Raw genomic sequence first — 17,212 nt, forward strand, 5'->3', positions numbered from 1 at the left:
ATCAAGGCCTCTCCGGTCTGGTGCGAAACCGAGGCGTTGCTCAAGTCAGTCCCCGAAGTAGGCGACGTCACCGCGCGCACGCTTCTGGCTCAGCTGCCTGAACTCGGCACCATCGGCCGCCACCAGCTCGCGGCTCTCGTCGGCATCGCCCCGATCAACCGCGACTCGGGCCTGATGCGGGGCCGCAGGTCTATCGCAGGCGGACGAACCTCTGTACGAGGTGTGCTGTACATGGCTGCCTTGACCGCGATCCGACGAGGCTCTTCCTTCCGGCCCTTCTATGAGCGGCTCACCCAGCGTGGCCGACCAAGGAAGGTTGCCCTCGTGGCGGTGATGCGAAAGCTCCTGGTGACGCTCAACGCGATCGTCCGCGACCGCACACCCTGGCAGCCACTGACCACTTGACCTTCAACACAGCCGCTCCGTCGTGCGGGCGCTGCCGTGAAGAACCTGGCCCATAGCGCATCCCTCCACTCCACCGTGAAGAGTGCACCATCAAACCCTGGGATCAAACATCTAGAGCCATGCACTGAGGGTCTGAACTCGGACGGTCTGACGAAGGCTCTCCACCACAGCACCCTCGGCTCACCGGCAAACAGCGGGCCGATCATCTGCGACCGCGCGAATCCGCCGACACGCGGACGTGCGTCGACACGGCTCTGTGGCCCGGCTAGACGCGCCGCTCCCAATTCCGGAGCGGCCTGATGCGCCACCCCAGGAGCGATGACCTGCCGGCCCTGCTCCTCGCCCTGGCTGCGGAGAAGACCGAGCTGCGCGTGCAGCTCCGCGACGCCCAGGACCTCTGATGGAAACCGCCACCGACGCCGGACACCTGCACACCCGCATCGAAGCCCTGCAGATCGAGCGCGACGCCTGGCACGCCCTGGCCGAGCAGTTGCAAACCCGCCTCCAACGAGTGGGCTGATCGGCGATAAGCCGAGTTCGGCCTGCTACACCGCCGCCTCTTCCCGCCAGGTGCTCGAGGCGTTCGCGATACGGCACGGCACCATGGCGGGCAAGCGCGCGATGACAGGCGACCGCGGGCCAGTTCCCCTCAGTTCGCCCGTCACCCCTCGGCCGGGCAGTCGCGTGAGGGTCGGCGCCGCGGTGAAACTGGTTACCGCACGCGCCGGCTCACGGCCCGCTCTCACGCTGGGCTGAACGCGCGCGGCACGTCCTTGGCATAGAGGCCAGACCCGCTGCCAAGGCAGCCGGGCTCATGACGCACGTCGACCTCGATCCGCGCGCCGGCCCTCACCCTCTGGTCCAGCGATATCCCCGTTCGCGTTCCGCCGGTGAGTTGAAGCGGCTTATGTGCTTGGGGTCGGCGGGTTGTGGTTCGGGCTTGAACGCGGACTTACGCGGCGGTCGTCGTCGGACCTGAGGCGAACCGGGGTTGGGCTTACCGGATCCGCGGGCTTCGCCTTGTCGGGACGATGCTGCCAGCCTTAAGGGGCGCAGTATGGGACGGCTCGAGGTGTGATATCCCTTCTGCTGCCGTCTCACCTACCGTACCGTTGCCGTTATCTACCGCTTCTTACCGGACGCGACCGTGGCCTACCGTGGCGGGACCGACATGGTGCCGGCGTGCTCGATAGGACCGGTCGATCAGCTTGCCATAGCCCGCATCTGGCCGGTTCCGTCGTGCAGCACGTAGCCGCGGCCCCAGATGGTCTCGACGTAGTTCTTGCCCTGGCTGGCGTTGGCGAGCTTCTTGCGCAGCTTGCAGATGAAGACGTCGATGATCTTCAGCTCCGGCTCGTCCATGCCGCCGTAGAGATGGTTCAGGAACATCTCCTTGGTGAGCGTCGTGCCCTTCCGGAGCGAGAGGAGTTCCAGCATCTGGTACTCCTTGCCGGTGAGGTGCACCCGGGCGCCGCCGACCTCGACGGTCTTCTGATCGAGGTTCACGATCAGGTCGCCGGTGGTGATGACCGACTGGGCGTGGCCTTTCGAGCGGCGCACGATGGCGTGGATGCGCGCCACCAGCTCGTCCTTGTGGAACGGCTTGGTGAGGTAGTCGTCGGCGCCGAAGCCGAGGCCCTTCACCTTGTCCTCGATGCCGGCCATGCCGGAGAGGATCAGGATCGGGGTCTTCACCTTCGCCACGCGCAGCGAGCGGAGCACCTCGTAGCCCGACATGTCAGGCAGGTTCAGATCGAGGAGGATGATGTCGTAATCGTACAGCTTACCGAGATCGACACCTTCTTCCCCGAGGTCGGTGGTGTAGGTGTTGAAGTTCTCGGACTTGAGCATCAGCTCAATGCTCTGCGCGACGCTGACGTCGTCTTCGATCAGGAGAACGCGCATGAGGCTGCCTTCGTGCTGAAGCGCTTCATGCATGATCAACGATAACAATGTCTTAATGCGTGCATTGCTTGATTGTGTCCACAAGGTAGGCCTTGAGCTCATGGAACAGGCCTGACGGGCGACGGCATTCAGGCGCATCAACCTGTCGAGGCCGGGTACCGCACAAACGATCGCCCGAGCGACCCGTTAACTTGACCGCCCCTCCTCGCATAAGGGCAGATTACGGGGCCAACGCTGGGCGGCGACAAGACATGACCGTAAGCAGGCAGAAACACGACTGCCACAACGCACCCATCCGTAGCTGCATGCAAATCAAGATCAATAGTCAAGAGAATGTTTTGATGTCATCCGTTAATTAAGATGAAACACAATTCTGCTGTAGGTCAGGTAGCTCGTAGCTGAGGAAGCCGCTGTGCCCCACCCCGATCTGAGGCTTGTCGCAGCTTTTGATGGTCCAGACAATGAGGTGATCCTGCAGCGTGCAAGCACGTTGATCTCTGGTCAGAACGAGGCCGTAGGCGCACAGGCAGAGCTCGGCGATAATTCCAGCATAGTCGCGATTGAACAGAGTCGTCTGTTCGAAGCCGCTTTGCAGAACATGATCCAGGGTTTGTGCATGTTCGATGGGCAGTCCCGCCTCGTCGTATCGAATCAGCGCTACCGGGATATCTTCGGCATTCCGCAGGACATGATCCTCACAGGCATGACCCAGCACGAGATCTGTGCCTCTTTGGTCGCGCGGGGCCTCTATTCGCCGGGACTCACCCTCGAGGAAATCGAGCGTAGCACACGGGACGCGCTGCAATCGATCGAGCCCGTGCCGATCACGCGCGAACTCACCAACGGACGCACGCTGGCGATCAACTATCGCATCATGGACGGCGGCGGCTGGGTCTCGACGTTCGAGGACATCACCGAGCAGCGCCGGAGCGCGGAGCGCATCGCCTACCTGGCCCATCACGATGCCCTGACCGACCTCGCCAACACCCGGGCGATGCGGCAGGGCTACCGCGGCCTCATCGCGGCGCGGGACGACGAGCGACCACTGCTGACGATGTACTACATCGACCTCGACCGCTTCAAATTCGTCAACGACACTTACGGACATGCCGCCGGCGACGAGCTCTTGCAACAGGTCGCTGCGCGGCTTCGGAAAAACACGCGGTGGGGTGATGTCGTGGCCCGCCTCGGCGGCGACGAGTTTGCGCTCGTGCGGCGCGTGAGCGACGAGGCCGCCGCGACGTCGACCGCCCAACGCCTCGTCAACGTCCTGTCGGAGCCGTTCGATCTCGCGTGCGGCCGCGTCCATATCGGGGCCAGCATCGGCCTCGCGATTCAAGCGGTGCAGGACCTGGACATGGACCCGCTTCTGCACCACGCGGATCTCGCCTTGCGCCACGCGAAGACCGAGGGGCGCGGCGTCTTCAGCGTCTTTGAAACCAGCATGTCGGAGGCCTTCGAGGCGCGCCGGCAGATCGAGGCCGACCTCCAGGCCGCGCTGACGGCGGAGCAGTTCGAGCTGCACTACCAGACCCTCGTCGATGCCCGCGACGGGCATGTCGCCTGCGTCGAGGCGCTGGTGCGCTGGCGCCATCCCACGCGCGGCCTGATCCCGCCGCTGTCGTTCATCCCCCTGGCGGAGGAGACCGGTCTCATCCTGCCCCTCGGCCGCTGGATCCTCGAGCGCGCCTGCCGGGACGCCCTGGCGTGGTCCGAGACCGTCGATGTCGCCGTCAACGTCTCCAGCGTCCAGATGCGTCAGAAGGGTTTCGGCGCGGAGGTGCTCGCGGTGTTGGCGGAGACCGGTCTGGCCGCCGCGCGGCTGGAGATCGAGATCACCGAGACCTCGCTGCTGGAGGAGAGCGAAGCGACACAGGAGAACCTCGCCACGCTCCACGGCGCCGGCATCCGCATCGCCATGGACGATTTCGGCACCGGCTACTCGTCCCTGAGCTATCTGCGTCGGTTCCCGATCGACAAGATCAAGATCGATCGCTCATTCATGAGCGAGACCGAGACGAGCGCCGACGCGCGCGCCATCATCCGGGCCGTGGCGGGCCTGGGCGTCAGCCTCGGTATCACCACGGTGGTGGAGGGCGTCGAGACGGCGCAGCAACTGGAATTCGCCCGGGCCGAGGGCGTCGGGCAGGTCCAGGGCTACTTCCTGAGCCAGCCGCAGCCGCACGCGACGCTGTCGAGAACCGGTCTTCCGAAGCACGTCTGGTGAGCCGTGCGATCACCGGCGAGGATGCGATCGCCGCGCTCCAGAACAAGACGCCCGCGCCCAGCCGGAGCGCCGAGATTTTGCTCGAATCGACTTATCAGGCCGTGCTCGCTCCCGGCATCGCCATGCAGCCGACCGTGCAGTACGTCGCCCATCCGGGTGGCGGGATCCGCGCCATCCTGACCGACAGCCCCTTCCACGGCGAAGGCCATCGCAAGGTCTGGGCACGGCTGCGCATGAAGGGCGTGCGCACCTCCAAGCGGCGGGTGCTGCGCCTGATGCGCGCCTACGACCTGTTGATCGGCAAGGAATGCGACAAATCGAGAGCGCGACAGCGCGCGGCTATAGAGAACCGTCCCGTCCGGACCTACGGCGCAGACCTGAAAGCTGCCCTTCGACAGATCGACTGCGAACATGCTGATCGTCGTCATCGATGACCCCTATGATAGGTTCCGATACAACCGTCAGGCACACGAGATGCCGGTCGGTGGGGGCATCCACCGCATCAGTTCAGAGCGCTTGTATCACTGTGTCCTGTTGGCGCTGACGCTCTACAGCCCGAAGCTGCACTGGCTAGAGCGTTTTCGGTTTGGGCTGAGTCGGCTTGGTAGGGTTCACGCGGCGCTGGGAGGTTGATTCACTCGGCCGGTCGACAGCCGGAGTGATGCATGGGCCGCCCCTACAGCTTGGACCTGCGCGAGCGGGTGGTGACCGCGGCTGCGGCGACCTCGCGCCGTCAGGCGGCCGCCCGCTTCGGGGTCGGCCAAGCAACCGCGATCCGCTGGATGGCGGAGCTCGCCGCGACTGGGACGGTGGCCGCCCGGCCGCAGGGGCGTGCCCGCCGCTCCAAGCTTGACCCGTACGAGACGTTCCTGCGTACGCTGATCGACGAGACGGTCGACATCACCCTGGAGGAGATGCGCGCCCGGTTGCAGGACGAGCATGGCCTCACCGTCGGGCTCGGCACGCTGTGGGCCTTCCTCGACGCGCGCGACCTGACGTACAAAAAAAGACGGCCCACGCCGCAGAGCAGGATCGGCCGGACGTGAAGGCCGCCCGGGAAGCGTGGTTCGCGAGCCAGCCCGATCTCGACCTGGACCGGCTGGTGTTCCTCGACGAGACGTGGACCACCACCAACATGGCCCGCACCCGCGGGCGCTGTCCCCGCGGCTAGCGGCTGCGCTCCCCCGTCCCGCACGGTCATTGGAAGACCACGACCCTGGTGGCGGGCCTGCGCCTGTCCGGGATCGCCGCGCCGTTCGTGCTCGACGGGCCGATCAACCGCGACGCCTTCCAAGTCTACGTCGATCAGGTCCTGGTGCCCGAACTCGCACCCGGGGACATCGTGATCATGGACAATCTCGGCAGCCACAAAGGCCCGGTCGTGCGCGCGGCGATCGAGGCGGCGGGCGCGCGGCTCCTGTTCCTCCCACCCTACTCGCCGGACTTCAATCCGATCGAGATGGCGTTCTCGAAGTTGAAGGCGGGGCTGCGCAAGGCCGCCGCGCGCACGCGCGAAGGGCTCTGGACCACAATCGGGCGGCTCGTCGATGCCGTCACGCCCGACGAGGCCGCAAACTTCTTCGTCGCGGCAGGATACGACCCCGATTAAACCGAAACCGCTCTAGATCGTCTGCGCTCACAGGCCGAGGGTCTGGATGCCCGGCTGATCGCGGCTTGGCCGCGGGACACGAAGTTCACCCAGCGCCGCTTCGCCCGGCTCAATCGCGCCTACGTCGGGGCTCGCTACTCACCGCATTACGAGATCACCGAGGAGGAGTTGAGGTGGCTGGTCGAGCGCATCGACGGCCTGAGCGGTCTGGTGACGACGATCTGCACCGAGCACTTGGACCGAATTTACCGATGATGGGGAGGAAACCGGACCGTATTCAGCTATGAAACCAGCGCTCCGTATGCGCCCAAAAAGACCAATTCGGTTCCGACGCCATAAAATGAGCGGATTTTTATGTTCGAATTATCAAATCATTTGAAAAATGTTTCTCAATGTCAAAGAATTAATTTGCCTGCGCGGTTGCGTGCGCTTGAGCGTCAGCTGGAGACAACTCATCGGTCGTACTTTCTGAGCATCACGTCGAGATGCTCGGTCGACGTTCACTCTATGATGAAGCCGATGCGGTTACGAAAGGTGCGTCCGAGCGCGGCAGTGCCGACCTTGCCGTAGATGCGGTTGATCTGGCCGAGCAGCACGGCTTGGCCGTCGCTGGCGTCGACGAAGTTGTCGTCGGGCCGGCTGACCTGCTTCGCCTCCATCGGCCGGGCGATGTAGGGCGTGCACATGATCATCAGCTCGGTCTCCTGGCGCTGGTAGTCGCGGGAGCGGAACAGCGCGCCGAGGATCGGGAGGTTGATCAGGCCGGGCAGGCCGGCGATCGCCTGCTTGTTGACCTGCTGGATCAGGCCGGCGGTCATCATCACGCCGCCGGAGGGCAGCTCGACGGTGGTCTCGGAGCGGCGCACCCGGGTGCCCGGCACCGAGACCGTCGAGTCTCCGGCCGTGTAATTGAAGCTCTGCTGCGTATCGATCTCGGTCACGTCCGTGGCGACGCGGATCGAGATCCGGTTGTCGGCCAGCACCGTGGGGGTGAACGACATGGCAACGCCGTAGGGCTTGAAGGTGATGCCCGGCGTGCAAGTCGAGGATGTGCAGGAAGCCGAGGAGGGTACGGGGTACTCGCCGCCGGCCAGGAACTTGGCGGCCTCACCCGAGATGGCGGTCAGCGTTGGCTCCGCCAGGATTCGCGAGACGCCGGCCTGCTCGAACGCCTTCAGGGTCGCCTGGAGCGAGAAGCCGCCTGACTTCACGGAGGCCTGCAGCTGGTTGCCGCTGGCCAGGTCACCGTTGATGGGGAACGGCACGGAGTTGATCAACGCGGGCGAACTTGAGGATCCGACCGGGTTCAGCGCCGACCAGTTGCCGGCCATGTTGATCCCGAACTGCTTCAGGACGTTGCGGGACACCTCCACCACGGTGACGCGGAGCATCACCTGGTCCTTGTTGCGGATCGTGAGGTTGTTGATCACCGCGCCCCGCGAGCCGGCGGCGACGCCGCCGCTGGCCGCGCCCGCCGCTCCCGCGGCCCCGGCGCCGCCCAGGCCCACGAAGGCGTTGGCGATGTCGATCGCCTGCTGCGCGTCCGCCGAGGAGTTGACCGCTCCCGACAGGAGCACCGAGGCGCCCGAGGAGCGCACGTCGAAGCGTCCGCCCGGGATGCTCTGGCTGAGCAGCTCGCGCAGCGTCCCGAGGTTCAGGTCCCGCGCCACCGTCACGTCGAGGGCGGCGATCTGGCGGCCCTCGGCATCCATGATGAAGATCGAAGTCGCGCCGTCCGCCATGCCGATCACGAAGACCTTGCGGGTCGAGCGGACCACGGCGTTGGCCACCGCGGGGTTGGCCACGAACACCTCCTTGGCGTCCCGCGGCAGGTCGACGATGACGGACCGGCCCGCGGTCAGCTCGACCCAACGGATCGAGCCGGCCTCTGCGGCACTGATAGTCAGCACCGGGGCGGGCCTGAGCGCGGGACGCTCTTGCGCCGAGACCGCATCAGGAAAGGTAGCCAACAGAGCGATGACGGGTATCGGCCACCAAGCTAAGCGAGAACATGAGAGCGGGAAGGGCATCGAATTCACTGTGTCTGCCGCCATAGCATTCGCCTGATAGATGCCGTCGTGTTCAAGCGCGGCGATTCGGTTTTGCCGCCGCGCTTAAATGCCAGAAAGCGCCAATTTGTGTAGCATTCACCGCAGCCAAGGCTGCGGCGGAATTGACTAGCGGAGCATTCAAAACATCATAGCTTTCCCCGAAGCTTCGGGACCGATTATGTGGCAGCATCCGGCTGGACGGATCTTGCCTGACCTCTTGAGTTCGGCGCGCTCTCCGGCGGCAGGGTTATCGCCACATGATCGTAAAGAGGTCGGGCGACCCTCTGTGGGAACCTTGCCCACAAAAAGCACAATGTGAATATTTCCCGTGTCAACCGGCAAATTAGGCTCACCAGAAGCCGCAGATGGGCCGTTGCCATGTTACAACGTGGTACCTGGGCATTTGATTTTTCTGGTAATATCCCGGAAAGCAACTGGATTTCTGATAGAAGTTGACCAATTAGCGCTGCAGGAATTTAGAAAAAGTCTGATATGATATGATCGGCGGTCTACGATGAATATCCGATCTAATTCTTATACAAATAAAACCCATATAATAATCATTTACACGGCAGCAAGGAGCATTACTACCTTTATCGACATATAGATCAGAACTCTATTTATCTTCGTTTTGCGTTCCCTTTCGGAAAGGCTGGCATAATAAGCTATAAAATAATCTTGGGAGCAATGCTTGCAAAATCAATGGCCCTCTAGCACTACCTGGGCACTTTGAGGTCAGATGGCAGCCGGAAGTGGCGCCTGCAGCCGCTGCCGGTCGTGCCGTTCCGGGCCGTGCTGCGTCTGGAGCGGCGCATCACCCACGATGGCCTCGTGAGCGTAGGCGGCAACTTCTACAGCGTGCCGGAAGCGCGCGATCGCGGGCAGGAACCACGCGAGGCCGAAGCGGCGGCCCTCGCCGGCCAGGCCGGGCTCGCGCGGTGAGATCAGGATGATCCGACCGGTCCACTCCCGGGCGAGGGCGTCGGCGTCCCAAACGGTGGGCGGCTGTCCGGGGCGCTGGGGCTCGTGGCGGCCGACGAGGAAGAACAGCCCGGCACGGTCGAGGCCGATTGCCGGCAGCGGCAGGCGAGCGCGCCGGCGCTGGATCGGACGAGCTTGGCGCGGAAGTGGTTGCGGCGTGCGGCGAGGACGAGCTCGTTGGAGGTAAGGGGCTGACCGGGGCGCCCGTTGTCGTGGAGGATGCGGGCGACGTCGACGGCGCGCTGGTGCAGGGCGGCGAGGATCGCCAGAGCGGCGGCTCCGGTATCGGTCATGCCCGGATCGAAGATCGCGGGATCGGGACGATCCTGAGCCGGCTGACGTATTTTACTGATCGTCTGCATGAGGATCTGCGCCTCATCCAAGGAATTAGCGTTCACGTTGTTTGGGGAGAGCTGCGGCTGCACTTTGAGTGTGTCAAGCATCATTTCCAAGGAATAGAACTTAATATCGTATTTTGTATGACCGGCACTTATTGAAGTATAAGACAATTGACCAACTCTCTTAATAAGAAGATGCGCTGATTTCTGGCAGAAACATAGGTCGGTCTGCTTAGGAATATTCGTATCTCCGTGCGATACATCGGATTGATCTGGCGGTGCGGGAAATCCAACGCCGGACTGCGCGGGCGAGATTGCCTCGGCGCGGTGGCGGTTGTCTCGCGATGGCACGAACACCTTACGCCCGGAGGTGCTCGTTGGAGCCGTTCAGGAGTCGGCGTTCGAAACCGACGGTCTGCGCGACCGCCTGGAGCGGGTTCGGGTCCCGCGACGGCAGAGGCGACGACCGCCATCACCCGGGCGGTCGATGTTCCGTGCCGACAGGTCGAACACCCCTTCGCTCAGCCGCCTTCACCAACCTTCCGGCTTCTGCGAAGCAAGTGTGCGTGCGAACGTGATGAGCTTGCACCGGTCCGCTGAGCAGCCAAGATTATGCCAGATCTGGAGCAGCGCGCATGTATCATCGTGCTCTGACCTACGGCTGGATCCCTCGGTGAACTCGTTTGTGGCTATATCGAGAGCCGCCGCGATAGCTTCGAGCCGATCTTGAGATTGAGGATCGCTGTCATTCGGTTGCTTTGAGATCGTGCGCATGGATATCTCCAAATATGGATCGTGGATAAAGCCGGCAGAAACTTGATTTGTGTTTTTTTAAATGGAAGAGGCATGGCGGGGTGCGTAATGCTGTGCTCCGATTGGTGGTGGATCGGCATAGTGATGTACGTTACCATACAAAACGCGATGCGAGCTATGCGGGGAGCGATGGACGCGTGCGACGAGTTCGATGCGGTGACGCAAACCTGTATCGAGAACCACGAGGCCATCATCCTGCACGGCTCTTCGGAGATGCAGACGGCCTCACGGATGCTGCTGTACTCCCTGGCTGCGGAGATCGTCCGCCGCCGGGCCGGCATGCTCTCAGAGACGTCGGACGAGGGCCAAGAAGGCAAGCCCTGAAGGTCGCGGCTCGTCGCATGAGCCGGTTTCTGTTCCAGTCAGCTCCGGTAACGTGCCTCGTCGCCCTGGTTCGGCCTGAGCGTGAGGTTGCCGGCTCGAGGCGGTGCTGGTGAGATGCTGAGCCGTGAAGAAGAGCGGGTTTGACGAAGGACCAGGTCGCCTACGCCCCGAAGCAGGCCGGGACCGGGTCGCCGGCACGGAGCGACTGCGCCGGATCACCGAGGCCGACTGACCATCCTCGAACAATCGTTCGCGTAACGTCGGCTTATGGGACGTGGCCCCACGCAGCATTGACGCCTAGGTTTGCAGGTGCTCGCCCGTTCGTCCACAAACCGGCGGATTGTGGATGAGAGGCACCATGCCGAACGTGCTGGGCTATGCCCGCGTCTCTACCAGCGATCAGGACCTGAACGCGCAGCGGCGTCGGCTGACGGAAGACGCCGGGGCAATCCGCGTGTTCGACGATATCGGCGTCGACAAGCGCGCCGATCGGCCCGGCCTGAGTGAGATGCTCGGCTTCTGCAGGACTGGCGACACGATCTGCGTCGTGCGCCTGGATCGCCTCGGGCGCTCGCTCAGGGAGGTGCTCGAGACCATAGATCCTTTCAAGGCGCGGGGGCTGGCATTTCGGTCGCTGGAAGAGGGACTCGACATAGCTTCAGCCGCTAGAGAACTCGCTTTCCACTTTTTCGGCACCATCGCACATTATGAGTGCTTACTGATCAACGAGCACTCGCGCGACCGCAACGGTAGTGCTTGTGCGCGCGACAAGAGGCACGGTCAGTCGGCGAATGATATCGACAAGCTAGCCTCGGCGCTCAAGTTGGTGGAGGGCGGCATCCCAGTCGCCCAGGCCGCTAGGTCGCGGACTCATTAAGCTCGCAGCCAGACCCGCACGGCTGCGAGCTTGACGCTGGCGAGGAAGTTGTCGGGATCCTTGTCGTAGCGCGTGGCGACGGCGCGGAAGTGCTTGATCTTGCTGAAGAAGCGCTCGACCAAATTGCGGTACTTGTACAGGAACGGGCTGAAGGCCAACACCTTCTTGCGGTTGGGCATCGGTCTGACGTTCGCCCACGCGCCCTGCTCAGCCATCTGGGCGCGTAACGCGTCGCTGTCGTACGCTCGGTCGCTCAGCAGGATCTGGCCCATGCCCAGACCACCCAGCATGTCGGCCGCCGCGCGCCCATCGTGCGCTTGACCCGCGGTGATCTTGAGCGCCACCGGACGGCCCTCGGCATCCACCAGCGCGTGGATCTTGCTCGTCAGGCCGCCGCGCGAGCGACCCATGCCACCGGATCGGCCATCTTTTTTTCTAGGACGGCAAAGCCAGCTGTTCGAGGGTGTTGAGATAGGCGTCGGGATCGCGTCGGAAGCGGGTGCGTGCGGTGCGAGCTTGACGTCTGCGGTCGAGAGCGTCGCGCAAGGTCTGCCATCGGGCGTGATCGACCCGGCCAAGGTCGCGTCTGGACCGGGTCTCGGCCCGCGTGGCGATGCCGGCTACAAGCCGCACGGCACCCCGCAGCACCGCGCCGGGTGAGGCCGTCTTGCGCCCTGTGGCGCGCCGCTCGTGGTAGCGTTGCGAGCCGAACAGCTGTTCGAGGGCGTTGTTGGTGCGGGGCAGGGCCGGCCGGTCGGCGGCGTGGAACAGGCCGGGCCGGTAGCTGCGCGCCACCTTGCGGAAGTGGTCGAGGGCCGGGCCGAGATCGCCCGCGCGGTGGCGGTGACGCTGCATCGCGGCCAGCAGGCCGTCGAAGCGCCGCCGCAGCTTGACGCCGGTCTCACCGGCGGGATTGGCCAGCAGGCGCGCGGCGGCATGCACGAAGACGAAGCCCTGCTCCACCTCGGGCCAGAGCGCGACGGTGCCGGCCAGCGCCCGCGCGATCAGGTGCCTGAGCCGCACGAGCGGACGCGAGGCCCCCCTTTGGCGGTGACCCGATCCAGGCTGCCGGCCACCTTCTGCAACCGCCCCTTCAGCCGTAGTCCCGCAGCGTCGAGGGGCGCGCGGCCGTCGTCGGTGATCGCGCTACGCACGGCCGCCGCGTAGCCGCGCACCACCTGCGCTTCCGGGTCGGTGCGTCCCTCCACCGCCCGCTCGATCGGGCGCACGCCGCGCACGCCCTTCTTCAGTTCCTTCTTGGCATGCCGGTCGGCCTCGAAGATCGGCAGCGCGGCCTCGCGCAGGAAGTGGAAATGGCAGAGCTGATGCGGCACGACCGGCAGGACCATCGCCACCGCCTTGCGGATCGAATGCTGGCCGTCGCTGATCACGCCCGCCACCGGCAGGCCGACCGCTTCAATCACCTCCTGCAGCAGGACGGCCAGATCCTCGGCCGTGCTCGACAGCAGGCTGCGCGCCAGCAACACCGTGCCCGAGAGGCAATCGCGCAGCACCCACAGCACCTCGTGCCCAACATCCGGCTGCAGGCCGTCGAGCGCCAGGATGATCCGGTCCTGCTCGGCCAGTTGCCGACGCAGGTCAGTGGGATCGGCCAGTTGGGCGGCCAGCACCTCGTCGTAGCGGTCAAGCAGGTTGGTCACGCTGCGTTCGGCGATGGGAACGCCGCGCCCGCGCAGGATCGCGTGGATCTCCGGGACGGAGCGGTGCTCACGATGGCGTAGGGTGCCGACCAGCGCCACGACGTCCAGGCCAAACTCGTGCTGCGGCAGGGCGAGCGCACCCTCGGCCTCCGGGCGGTAGGGCCGGTGGAAGCGGGCACAGCCCTCGGCCTCGCAGCGGCGAATCTTCAGCCGCAGCCGTTGCGTGCCGGTCAGCGTGACCAGCGTGCGGCGGTTCTCGTAGCGGATGCGCATGCCGGTGCCGCAGGCCGGGCAGAGCCGGCGGATCGGCCTCAGCGTCCGCTCACGATCAGGAACGCGAACCTGGGTGCGGGACATGGCGCGCCTGCCTCCAGCGCCCCCTCAGCCCATACCTACCAGACAGTCAGCTTTGCCGTCCTAGTTTTTTTGGGTGCAGGCGGCATGCTGGTGAACCCGCACGCTGGTCGCGTCGATCATCTGCAGGTCTCCATCGTAAGCCTTTGACACCGCATCCAAAAGCCGATCCCAGATGCCACGCTTGCGCCAGCGCCGAAAACGGTTGCCGCAGGTCGTATGTGGGCCGTAGCGCGCCGGGATGTCGGCCCAGGGCGCGCCCGTGCGCAGCCGCCAGAAGATCCCATTCAGCACCCGCCGATCATCCACGCGCTCCTTGCCGCGCACGTCCGTCGGCAACAACGGCTCGATCACCGCCCACTCCGCATCCGTCAGATCAAACCGCGCCATCAAGGCCCTCCTGCTCAGAGGGCTAACGACGCCGCGGTTCAACCGTGCCAGCCGTTATGGGTTCACGACCTAATGCAGTGACGCAGACGAAGGATTCACGGGCGGGCTGAGGTGTGCGCGTCTGGACGATGGCTCAGACTGTCTGCGTGCTTCCCGATGCAGCCGACGTGACCCGGCTCGATGCGACGACGCAGGATCGATCGCGTCCACTCAAACACATCCAGCGTGCCCGCATCGTCCTGCTCTCAGCCGAGCGTCTAAGCGTCCAAGATGTGGCCCGGCGGGCGGGCGTCAGCCGCCCGGCCGTGTGGCGCTGGCAGCGGCGCTACGCCGAGGCGGGTGTCGAAGGCCTGCTGCGCGACAAGACGCGTCCGCCCGGCAGGCCACCTCACTCGACCGAGACGGTGGCCGAGGTGCTGGCACTGACCTGCTCGGAGCCGCCGGGCGAGGTCACCCACTGGACCGGCCGGGCCGTGGCCCGGGCGGTCGGGATTTCGTTGCGCGCCGTGCAGCGGATCTGGGACGCTCACCGCCTCCAACCGCACCGGCTGCGCACGTTCAAGCGCTCGCGCGATCCCGCCTTCGCTGCCAAGGTCGAGAACGGGCACCCATCGAACCTGTTCGATGGGATCCCGGTGTCGTTGGCCTCTACATGGACCCGCCCGCCTACGCGGTGGTGCTGTCCATCGACGAGAAGAGCCAGATCCAGGCGCTGGAGCGCACCCGTCCCGATCGGCCGCTCGCCCCCGGCCATGCCTCCGCCCAGACCCACGACTATACCCGTCACGGCACGACGACGCTGTTTGCCGCCCTCGACGTCCTCGCGGGCACCGGGCTCGGCCGCTGCATGCAGCGGCACCGGAACGGCGAGTTCATCCGGTTCCTGAACGCCGTCGAGGCCGTCGTCCCGCCCGGCAAGGTGATCCACGCCATCCTCGACAACGTCGCCACCCACAAACATCCGAAGGTGCGCGCCTGGCTCGCCCGGCACCCGCGCTGGACGTTCCACTTCACCCCGACTTCGGCCTCGTGGCTCAACGCGGTCGAGGGCTTCTTCTCAACGCTGACCCGTCGTCGGCTGCGGCGAGGCTCCTTCACCGGCGTCGTCGATCTGCAGGCGGCGATCAAACGCTACATCGCCGAGCACAACCGGCGCGCCAGGCCTTTCGTCTGGACCAAGCCCGCCACCGACATCCTCGCCGCCGTCAGCCGATCCCCTGAACCATCCGTCTGAGTCAGTGCACTAGGGCGTCTCTGCAAACTCATGTGAGCCAGAGCATGGTCATGCCGAGGGTGACCATGGCGAGGTAGTTGGCAGCCCGCTTCTCGTAGCGGGTGGCGATGCGGCGATACTGCTTGAGGCGGTTGATCAGCCGCTCGACCTTGTTGCGCTCGCGGTACGCGGCCTTGTCAAAGTCGGGCTGACGCGGCTGGTCCTTGCGGGTCGGGATGACCGGCTCGATCCGACGCTGCCTGAGGCGACAACGCGCCGGCGGACTGGAGTAACCCCGGTCCCCTGCCGTCCTACGGGGCCGCAGGCGCGGGCGGCCTCGCCCTGGACGTGGCACCGCGCCCTTGTCCATCAAGGCGTCCAGTGCGAACTGCTCGTGCCTTTCGCCGGCCGTCAGCACCGCCGCGATCGGCTTGCCGCCGCCCTCGGCGCGCAGATGCAGCTTGGTGGAGAACCCGCCCTGGCTGCGCCCGAGCGCTTCGCCCACGCCCTCGACGGTCGCCTCACCCCCCGATGGCGCCGGACCGGCGTGCCCCGGCGGCGTGCTGGTGGGCGCGCACCACCGTGGCGTCCACGAAGTGCAGATCCCAGTCCAGGGCGCCGCGGGCGTCCGCCTGCGCCTGCAGGCGCTGCAGCACCCGGTCGAACACGCCCGCCTTGCGCCACCGGTAGAACCGGCTCGACACGGTTCCGACCGCCCCGTAGCGGGCCGGCAGGTCCTCCCAGGGAGCACCGGTACGCAGGATCCAGAGCATGCCGTTGAGCACTTGGCGGTGATCCTCGGCGGGCCGGCCCGTGCGCGGCTTCTGCGGAGGCAGCAGCGGGGCGATCTGCTCCCACTGCGCGTCAGTCAGTTCAAAGCGTCGCATCAGGCCCACATGGGGCCGATCCCGCGGCCTGTGAACCCTTTGCAGAGACGCCCTAGCCGCTCACGGCACGGCCGACCTGGCGGCCGTGGCCGCGGCGCTCGACGGCGGACCGCGCCGGACGCCCGGGTAGTGGAGGCCCGCCGGGGCGCCGGGCGCCGCGATCCGATCCGATCCGTTCAGGGGGGAGACCCGTCGAGCCCGGTGCGGGGGCGTCTGTCCGTGCGGTGTCCGGCGCCGGGCTCCCGCGTCGTCGTCCTGGCGCCGGGCGAGGCTACATGTACGAGCGGACGAGGCCGCTCGCGAGCATGTTCCAGCCGTCCATCAGGATGAAGAACAGCACCTTGAAGGGGAGCGAGATCACCGTCGGCGGCATCATCATCATACCCATCGACATGATTAGCACGGCAACCACCATGTCGATGACGAGGAACGGCAGCGCAATCAGGAAACCGATCTCGAAACCGCGCCGCAGCTCCGAGATCATGAAGGCCGGGATCAGGATGCGCAGGTCGATCTTGCTCCCGGTCTTGTCGCCGGCCTTTCTCCCGTCGGCGGCCTTGTCCTCATCCGCGACCTTGGGCAGGTTGACGGACGCGAGGTCGGCGAAGGTCTGGAGATCCTTCGGCCGGACGTGCGCCGTCATGAAGGCCCGGAAGGGGTCCGTGATCTTGGTGAACGCCTCCTCCTCCGAGATTTTGTTCTCGGTCAGGGGACGGACGCCGTTCTGCCACGCCTGCTCGAAGGTCGGCCCCATGACGTAGAACGTCATGAATAGCGACAGGCTGATCAGGATGAGGTTCGCCGGCGTGCTCTGGAGGCCGAGGCCCGAGCGCAGGAAGGACAGGGCGACCACGAAGCGCGTGAAGCTCGTCATCATGACGAGCAGCCCCGGGGCGAGGGACAGCACAGTGAGCAGGGCGATGAGCTGAATCATCCGACCGCTCGCCGAGCCGTTGCCGGGGGGCAGCACCTGCTCGAGATTGAGGGTCTGCGCGCTCGCGGCGGTCGCGCCGACCAGTGTCACGCCGATCAGCAGGGAGGCGACGAGAAGCAGCCGGCGTGTCATGGCGAAGCCGTTCCTGGGGTTCGAGGCGTGTCGGGAGCGCCCGGCGGCGTGGCCGCCGGGCGCGCATGTTCCCCCTGTGCGTGGAGCGGAACCGGGCCGGCGTGCCGGACG

General features: G+C 65.4%; 10 protein-coding genes and 7 pseudogenes. 9 read left to right on the plus strand and 8 right to left on the minus strand.

Features of this window, described 5'->3' with window-relative positions:
- Positions 1–405 (plus strand): transposase (locus ABIC30_RS29930; protein WP_354456635.1); only part of this gene is annotated, 405 nt, incomplete at its 5' end.
- Between the two features lie 1,203 nt (positions 406–1,608).
- Here the strand turns inward: ABIC30_RS29930 and ctrA are convergent.
- Positions 1,609–2,310: a response regulator transcription factor CtrA gene (gene ctrA / locus ABIC30_RS29935; RefSeq protein ID WP_354456636.1), complete on the minus strand. Its 702-nt coding sequence runs from the start codon at positions 2,308–2,310 to the stop codon at positions 1,609–1,611.
- Positions 2,311–2,722: 412 nt separating this feature from the next.
- Between ctrA and ABIC30_RS29940 the strand changes: the two genes are divergently transcribed.
- The 4 genes and pseudogenes from ABIC30_RS29940 (at position 2,723) to ABIC30_RS29955 (ending at position 6,146) form a co-directional block, all read left to right on the plus strand.
- Positions 2,723–4,537: a putative bifunctional diguanylate cyclase/phosphodiesterase gene (locus ABIC30_RS29940; protein WP_354456637.1), complete on the plus strand. Its 1,815-nt coding sequence runs from the start codon at positions 2,723–2,725 to the stop codon at positions 4,535–4,537.
- Positions 4,534–4,689: pseudogene (locus ABIC30_RS29945) on the plus strand (carbohydrate porin); the annotation flags it as partial. The gene ABIC30_RS29940 and the pseudogene ABIC30_RS29945, both read left to right, overlap by 4 nt.
- 12 nt (positions 4,690–4,701) lie before the next feature.
- Positions 4,702–4,833 (plus strand): annotated as a pseudogene (locus ABIC30_RS29950) (IS3 family transposase); the annotation flags it as partial.
- 369 nt (positions 4,834–5,202) lie between these two features.
- Positions 5,203–6,146, plus strand: a pseudogene (locus ABIC30_RS29955) (IS630 family transposase).
- Positions 6,147–6,646: 500 nt separating this feature from the next.
- On the opposite strand, the gene ABIC30_RS29960 reads toward ABIC30_RS29955, so the two are convergent.
- The gene (locus ABIC30_RS29960; protein WP_502915883.1) at positions 6,647–8,176 is read right to left on the minus strand and encodes a type II and III secretion system protein family protein; all 1,530 of its coding nucleotides are present in this window, start codon (positions 8,174–8,176) and stop codon (positions 6,647–6,649) included.
- Between the two features lie 780 nt (positions 8,177–8,956).
- Here ABIC30_RS29960 and ABIC30_RS31895 point away from each other — a divergent pair.
- Positions 8,957–9,064 (plus strand): annotated as a pseudogene (locus ABIC30_RS31895) (Mu transposase domain-containing protein); the annotation flags it as partial.
- Positions 9,065–9,141: 77 nt separating this feature from the next.
- Here the strand turns inward: ABIC30_RS31895 and ABIC30_RS29970 are convergent.
- The gene (locus ABIC30_RS29970; protein ID WP_354456659.1) at positions 9,142–9,624 is read right to left on the minus strand and encodes a cysteine peptidase family C39 domain-containing protein; all 483 of its coding nucleotides are present in this window, start codon (positions 9,622–9,624) and stop codon (positions 9,142–9,144) included.
- 786 nt (positions 9,625–10,410) lie between these two features.
- Here ABIC30_RS29970 and ABIC30_RS29975 point away from each other — a divergent pair.
- The gene (locus ABIC30_RS29975; RefSeq protein WP_354456638.1) at positions 10,411–10,653 is read left to right on the plus strand and encodes a hypothetical protein; all 243 of its coding nucleotides are present in this window, start codon (positions 10,411–10,413) and stop codon (positions 10,651–10,653) included.
- 358 nt (positions 10,654–11,011) lie between these two features.
- On the plus strand, positions 11,012–11,530 hold the full coding sequence (locus tag ABIC30_RS29980; RefSeq protein ID WP_354456639.1) for a recombinase family protein: 519 nt from the start codon (positions 11,012–11,014) through the stop codon (positions 11,528–11,530).
- On the opposite strand, the pseudogene ABIC30_RS29985 reads toward ABIC30_RS29980, so the two are convergent.
- The 3 genes and pseudogenes from ABIC30_RS29985 to ABIC30_RS29995 form a co-directional block, all read right to left on the minus strand.
- A pseudogene (locus ABIC30_RS29985) lies at positions 11,527–11,967 on the minus strand (IS5 family transposase); the annotation flags it as partial. The gene ABIC30_RS29980 and the pseudogene ABIC30_RS29985 sit on opposite strands and share 4 nt — an antisense overlap.
- Positions 11,966–13,464 (minus strand): ISNCY family transposase gene (locus ABIC30_RS29990; protein ID WP_354456660.1). Its coding sequence is split into 2 segments (ribosomal slippage): positions 11,966–12,567 and positions 12,567–13,464, totalling 1,500 coding nucleotides; the frame shifts between segments, so codons are not numbered across the junction. The gene ABIC30_RS29990 and the pseudogene ABIC30_RS29985, both read right to left, overlap by 2 nt.
- Before the next feature lie 150 nt (positions 13,465–13,614).
- Positions 13,615–13,935, minus strand: a pseudogene (locus tag ABIC30_RS29995) (IS5 family transposase); the annotation flags it as partial.
- Between the two features lie 128 nt (positions 13,936–14,063).
- Between ABIC30_RS29995 and ABIC30_RS30000 the strand changes: the two are divergent.
- A pseudogene (locus tag ABIC30_RS30000) lies at positions 14,064–15,169 on the plus strand (IS630 family transposase).
- Positions 15,170–15,197: 28 nt separating this feature from the next.
- On the opposite strand, the gene ABIC30_RS30005 reads toward ABIC30_RS30000, so the two are convergent.
- A protein-coding gene (locus ABIC30_RS30005; protein WP_076611868.1) for an IS5-like element ISMra2 family transposase occupies positions 15,198–16,035 on the minus strand; the annotation gives its coding sequence in 2 pieces (ribosomal slippage) (positions 15,198–15,677 and positions 15,679–16,035; 837 coding nt in all).
- A gap of 271 nt (positions 16,036–16,306) precedes the next feature.
- Complete coding sequence (fliP, locus tag ABIC30_RS30010; protein WP_354456640.1) at positions 16,307–17,101, minus strand: flagellar type III secretion system pore protein FliP; 795 nt, start codon at positions 17,099–17,101, stop codon at positions 16,307–16,309.
- Positions 17,102–17,212 lie beyond the last annotated feature (111 nt).

Origin of the sequence: Methylobacterium sp. 1030, assembly GCF_040544715.1 — a bacterium.
Classification (GTDB): domain Bacteria; phylum Pseudomonadota; class Alphaproteobacteria; order Rhizobiales; family Beijerinckiaceae; genus Methylobacterium.

What these genes read in the sequence shown, in the direction of transcription:
- ctrA (WP_354456636.1), bottom strand. Translation starts at nt 2,310, where the DNA reads ATGCGCGTTCTCCTGATCGAAGACGACGTCAGCGTCGCGCAGAGCATT.
- ABIC30_RS29960 (WP_502915883.1), bottom strand. Translation starts at nt 8,176, where the DNA reads ATGCCCTTCCCGCTCTCATGTTCTCGCTTAGCTTGGTGGCCGATACCC.
- ABIC30_RS29970 (WP_354456659.1), bottom strand. Translation starts at nt 9,624, where the DNA reads ATGATGCTTGACACACTCAAAGTGCAGCCGCAGCTCTCCCCAAACAAC.
- ABIC30_RS29980 (WP_354456639.1), top strand. Translation starts at nt 11,012, where the DNA reads ATGCCGAACGTGCTGGGCTATGCCCGCGTCTCTACCAGCGATCAGGAC.
- fliP (WP_354456640.1), bottom strand. Translation starts at nt 17,101, where the DNA reads ATGACACGCCGGCTGCTTCTCGTCGCCTCCCTGCTGATCGGCGTGACA.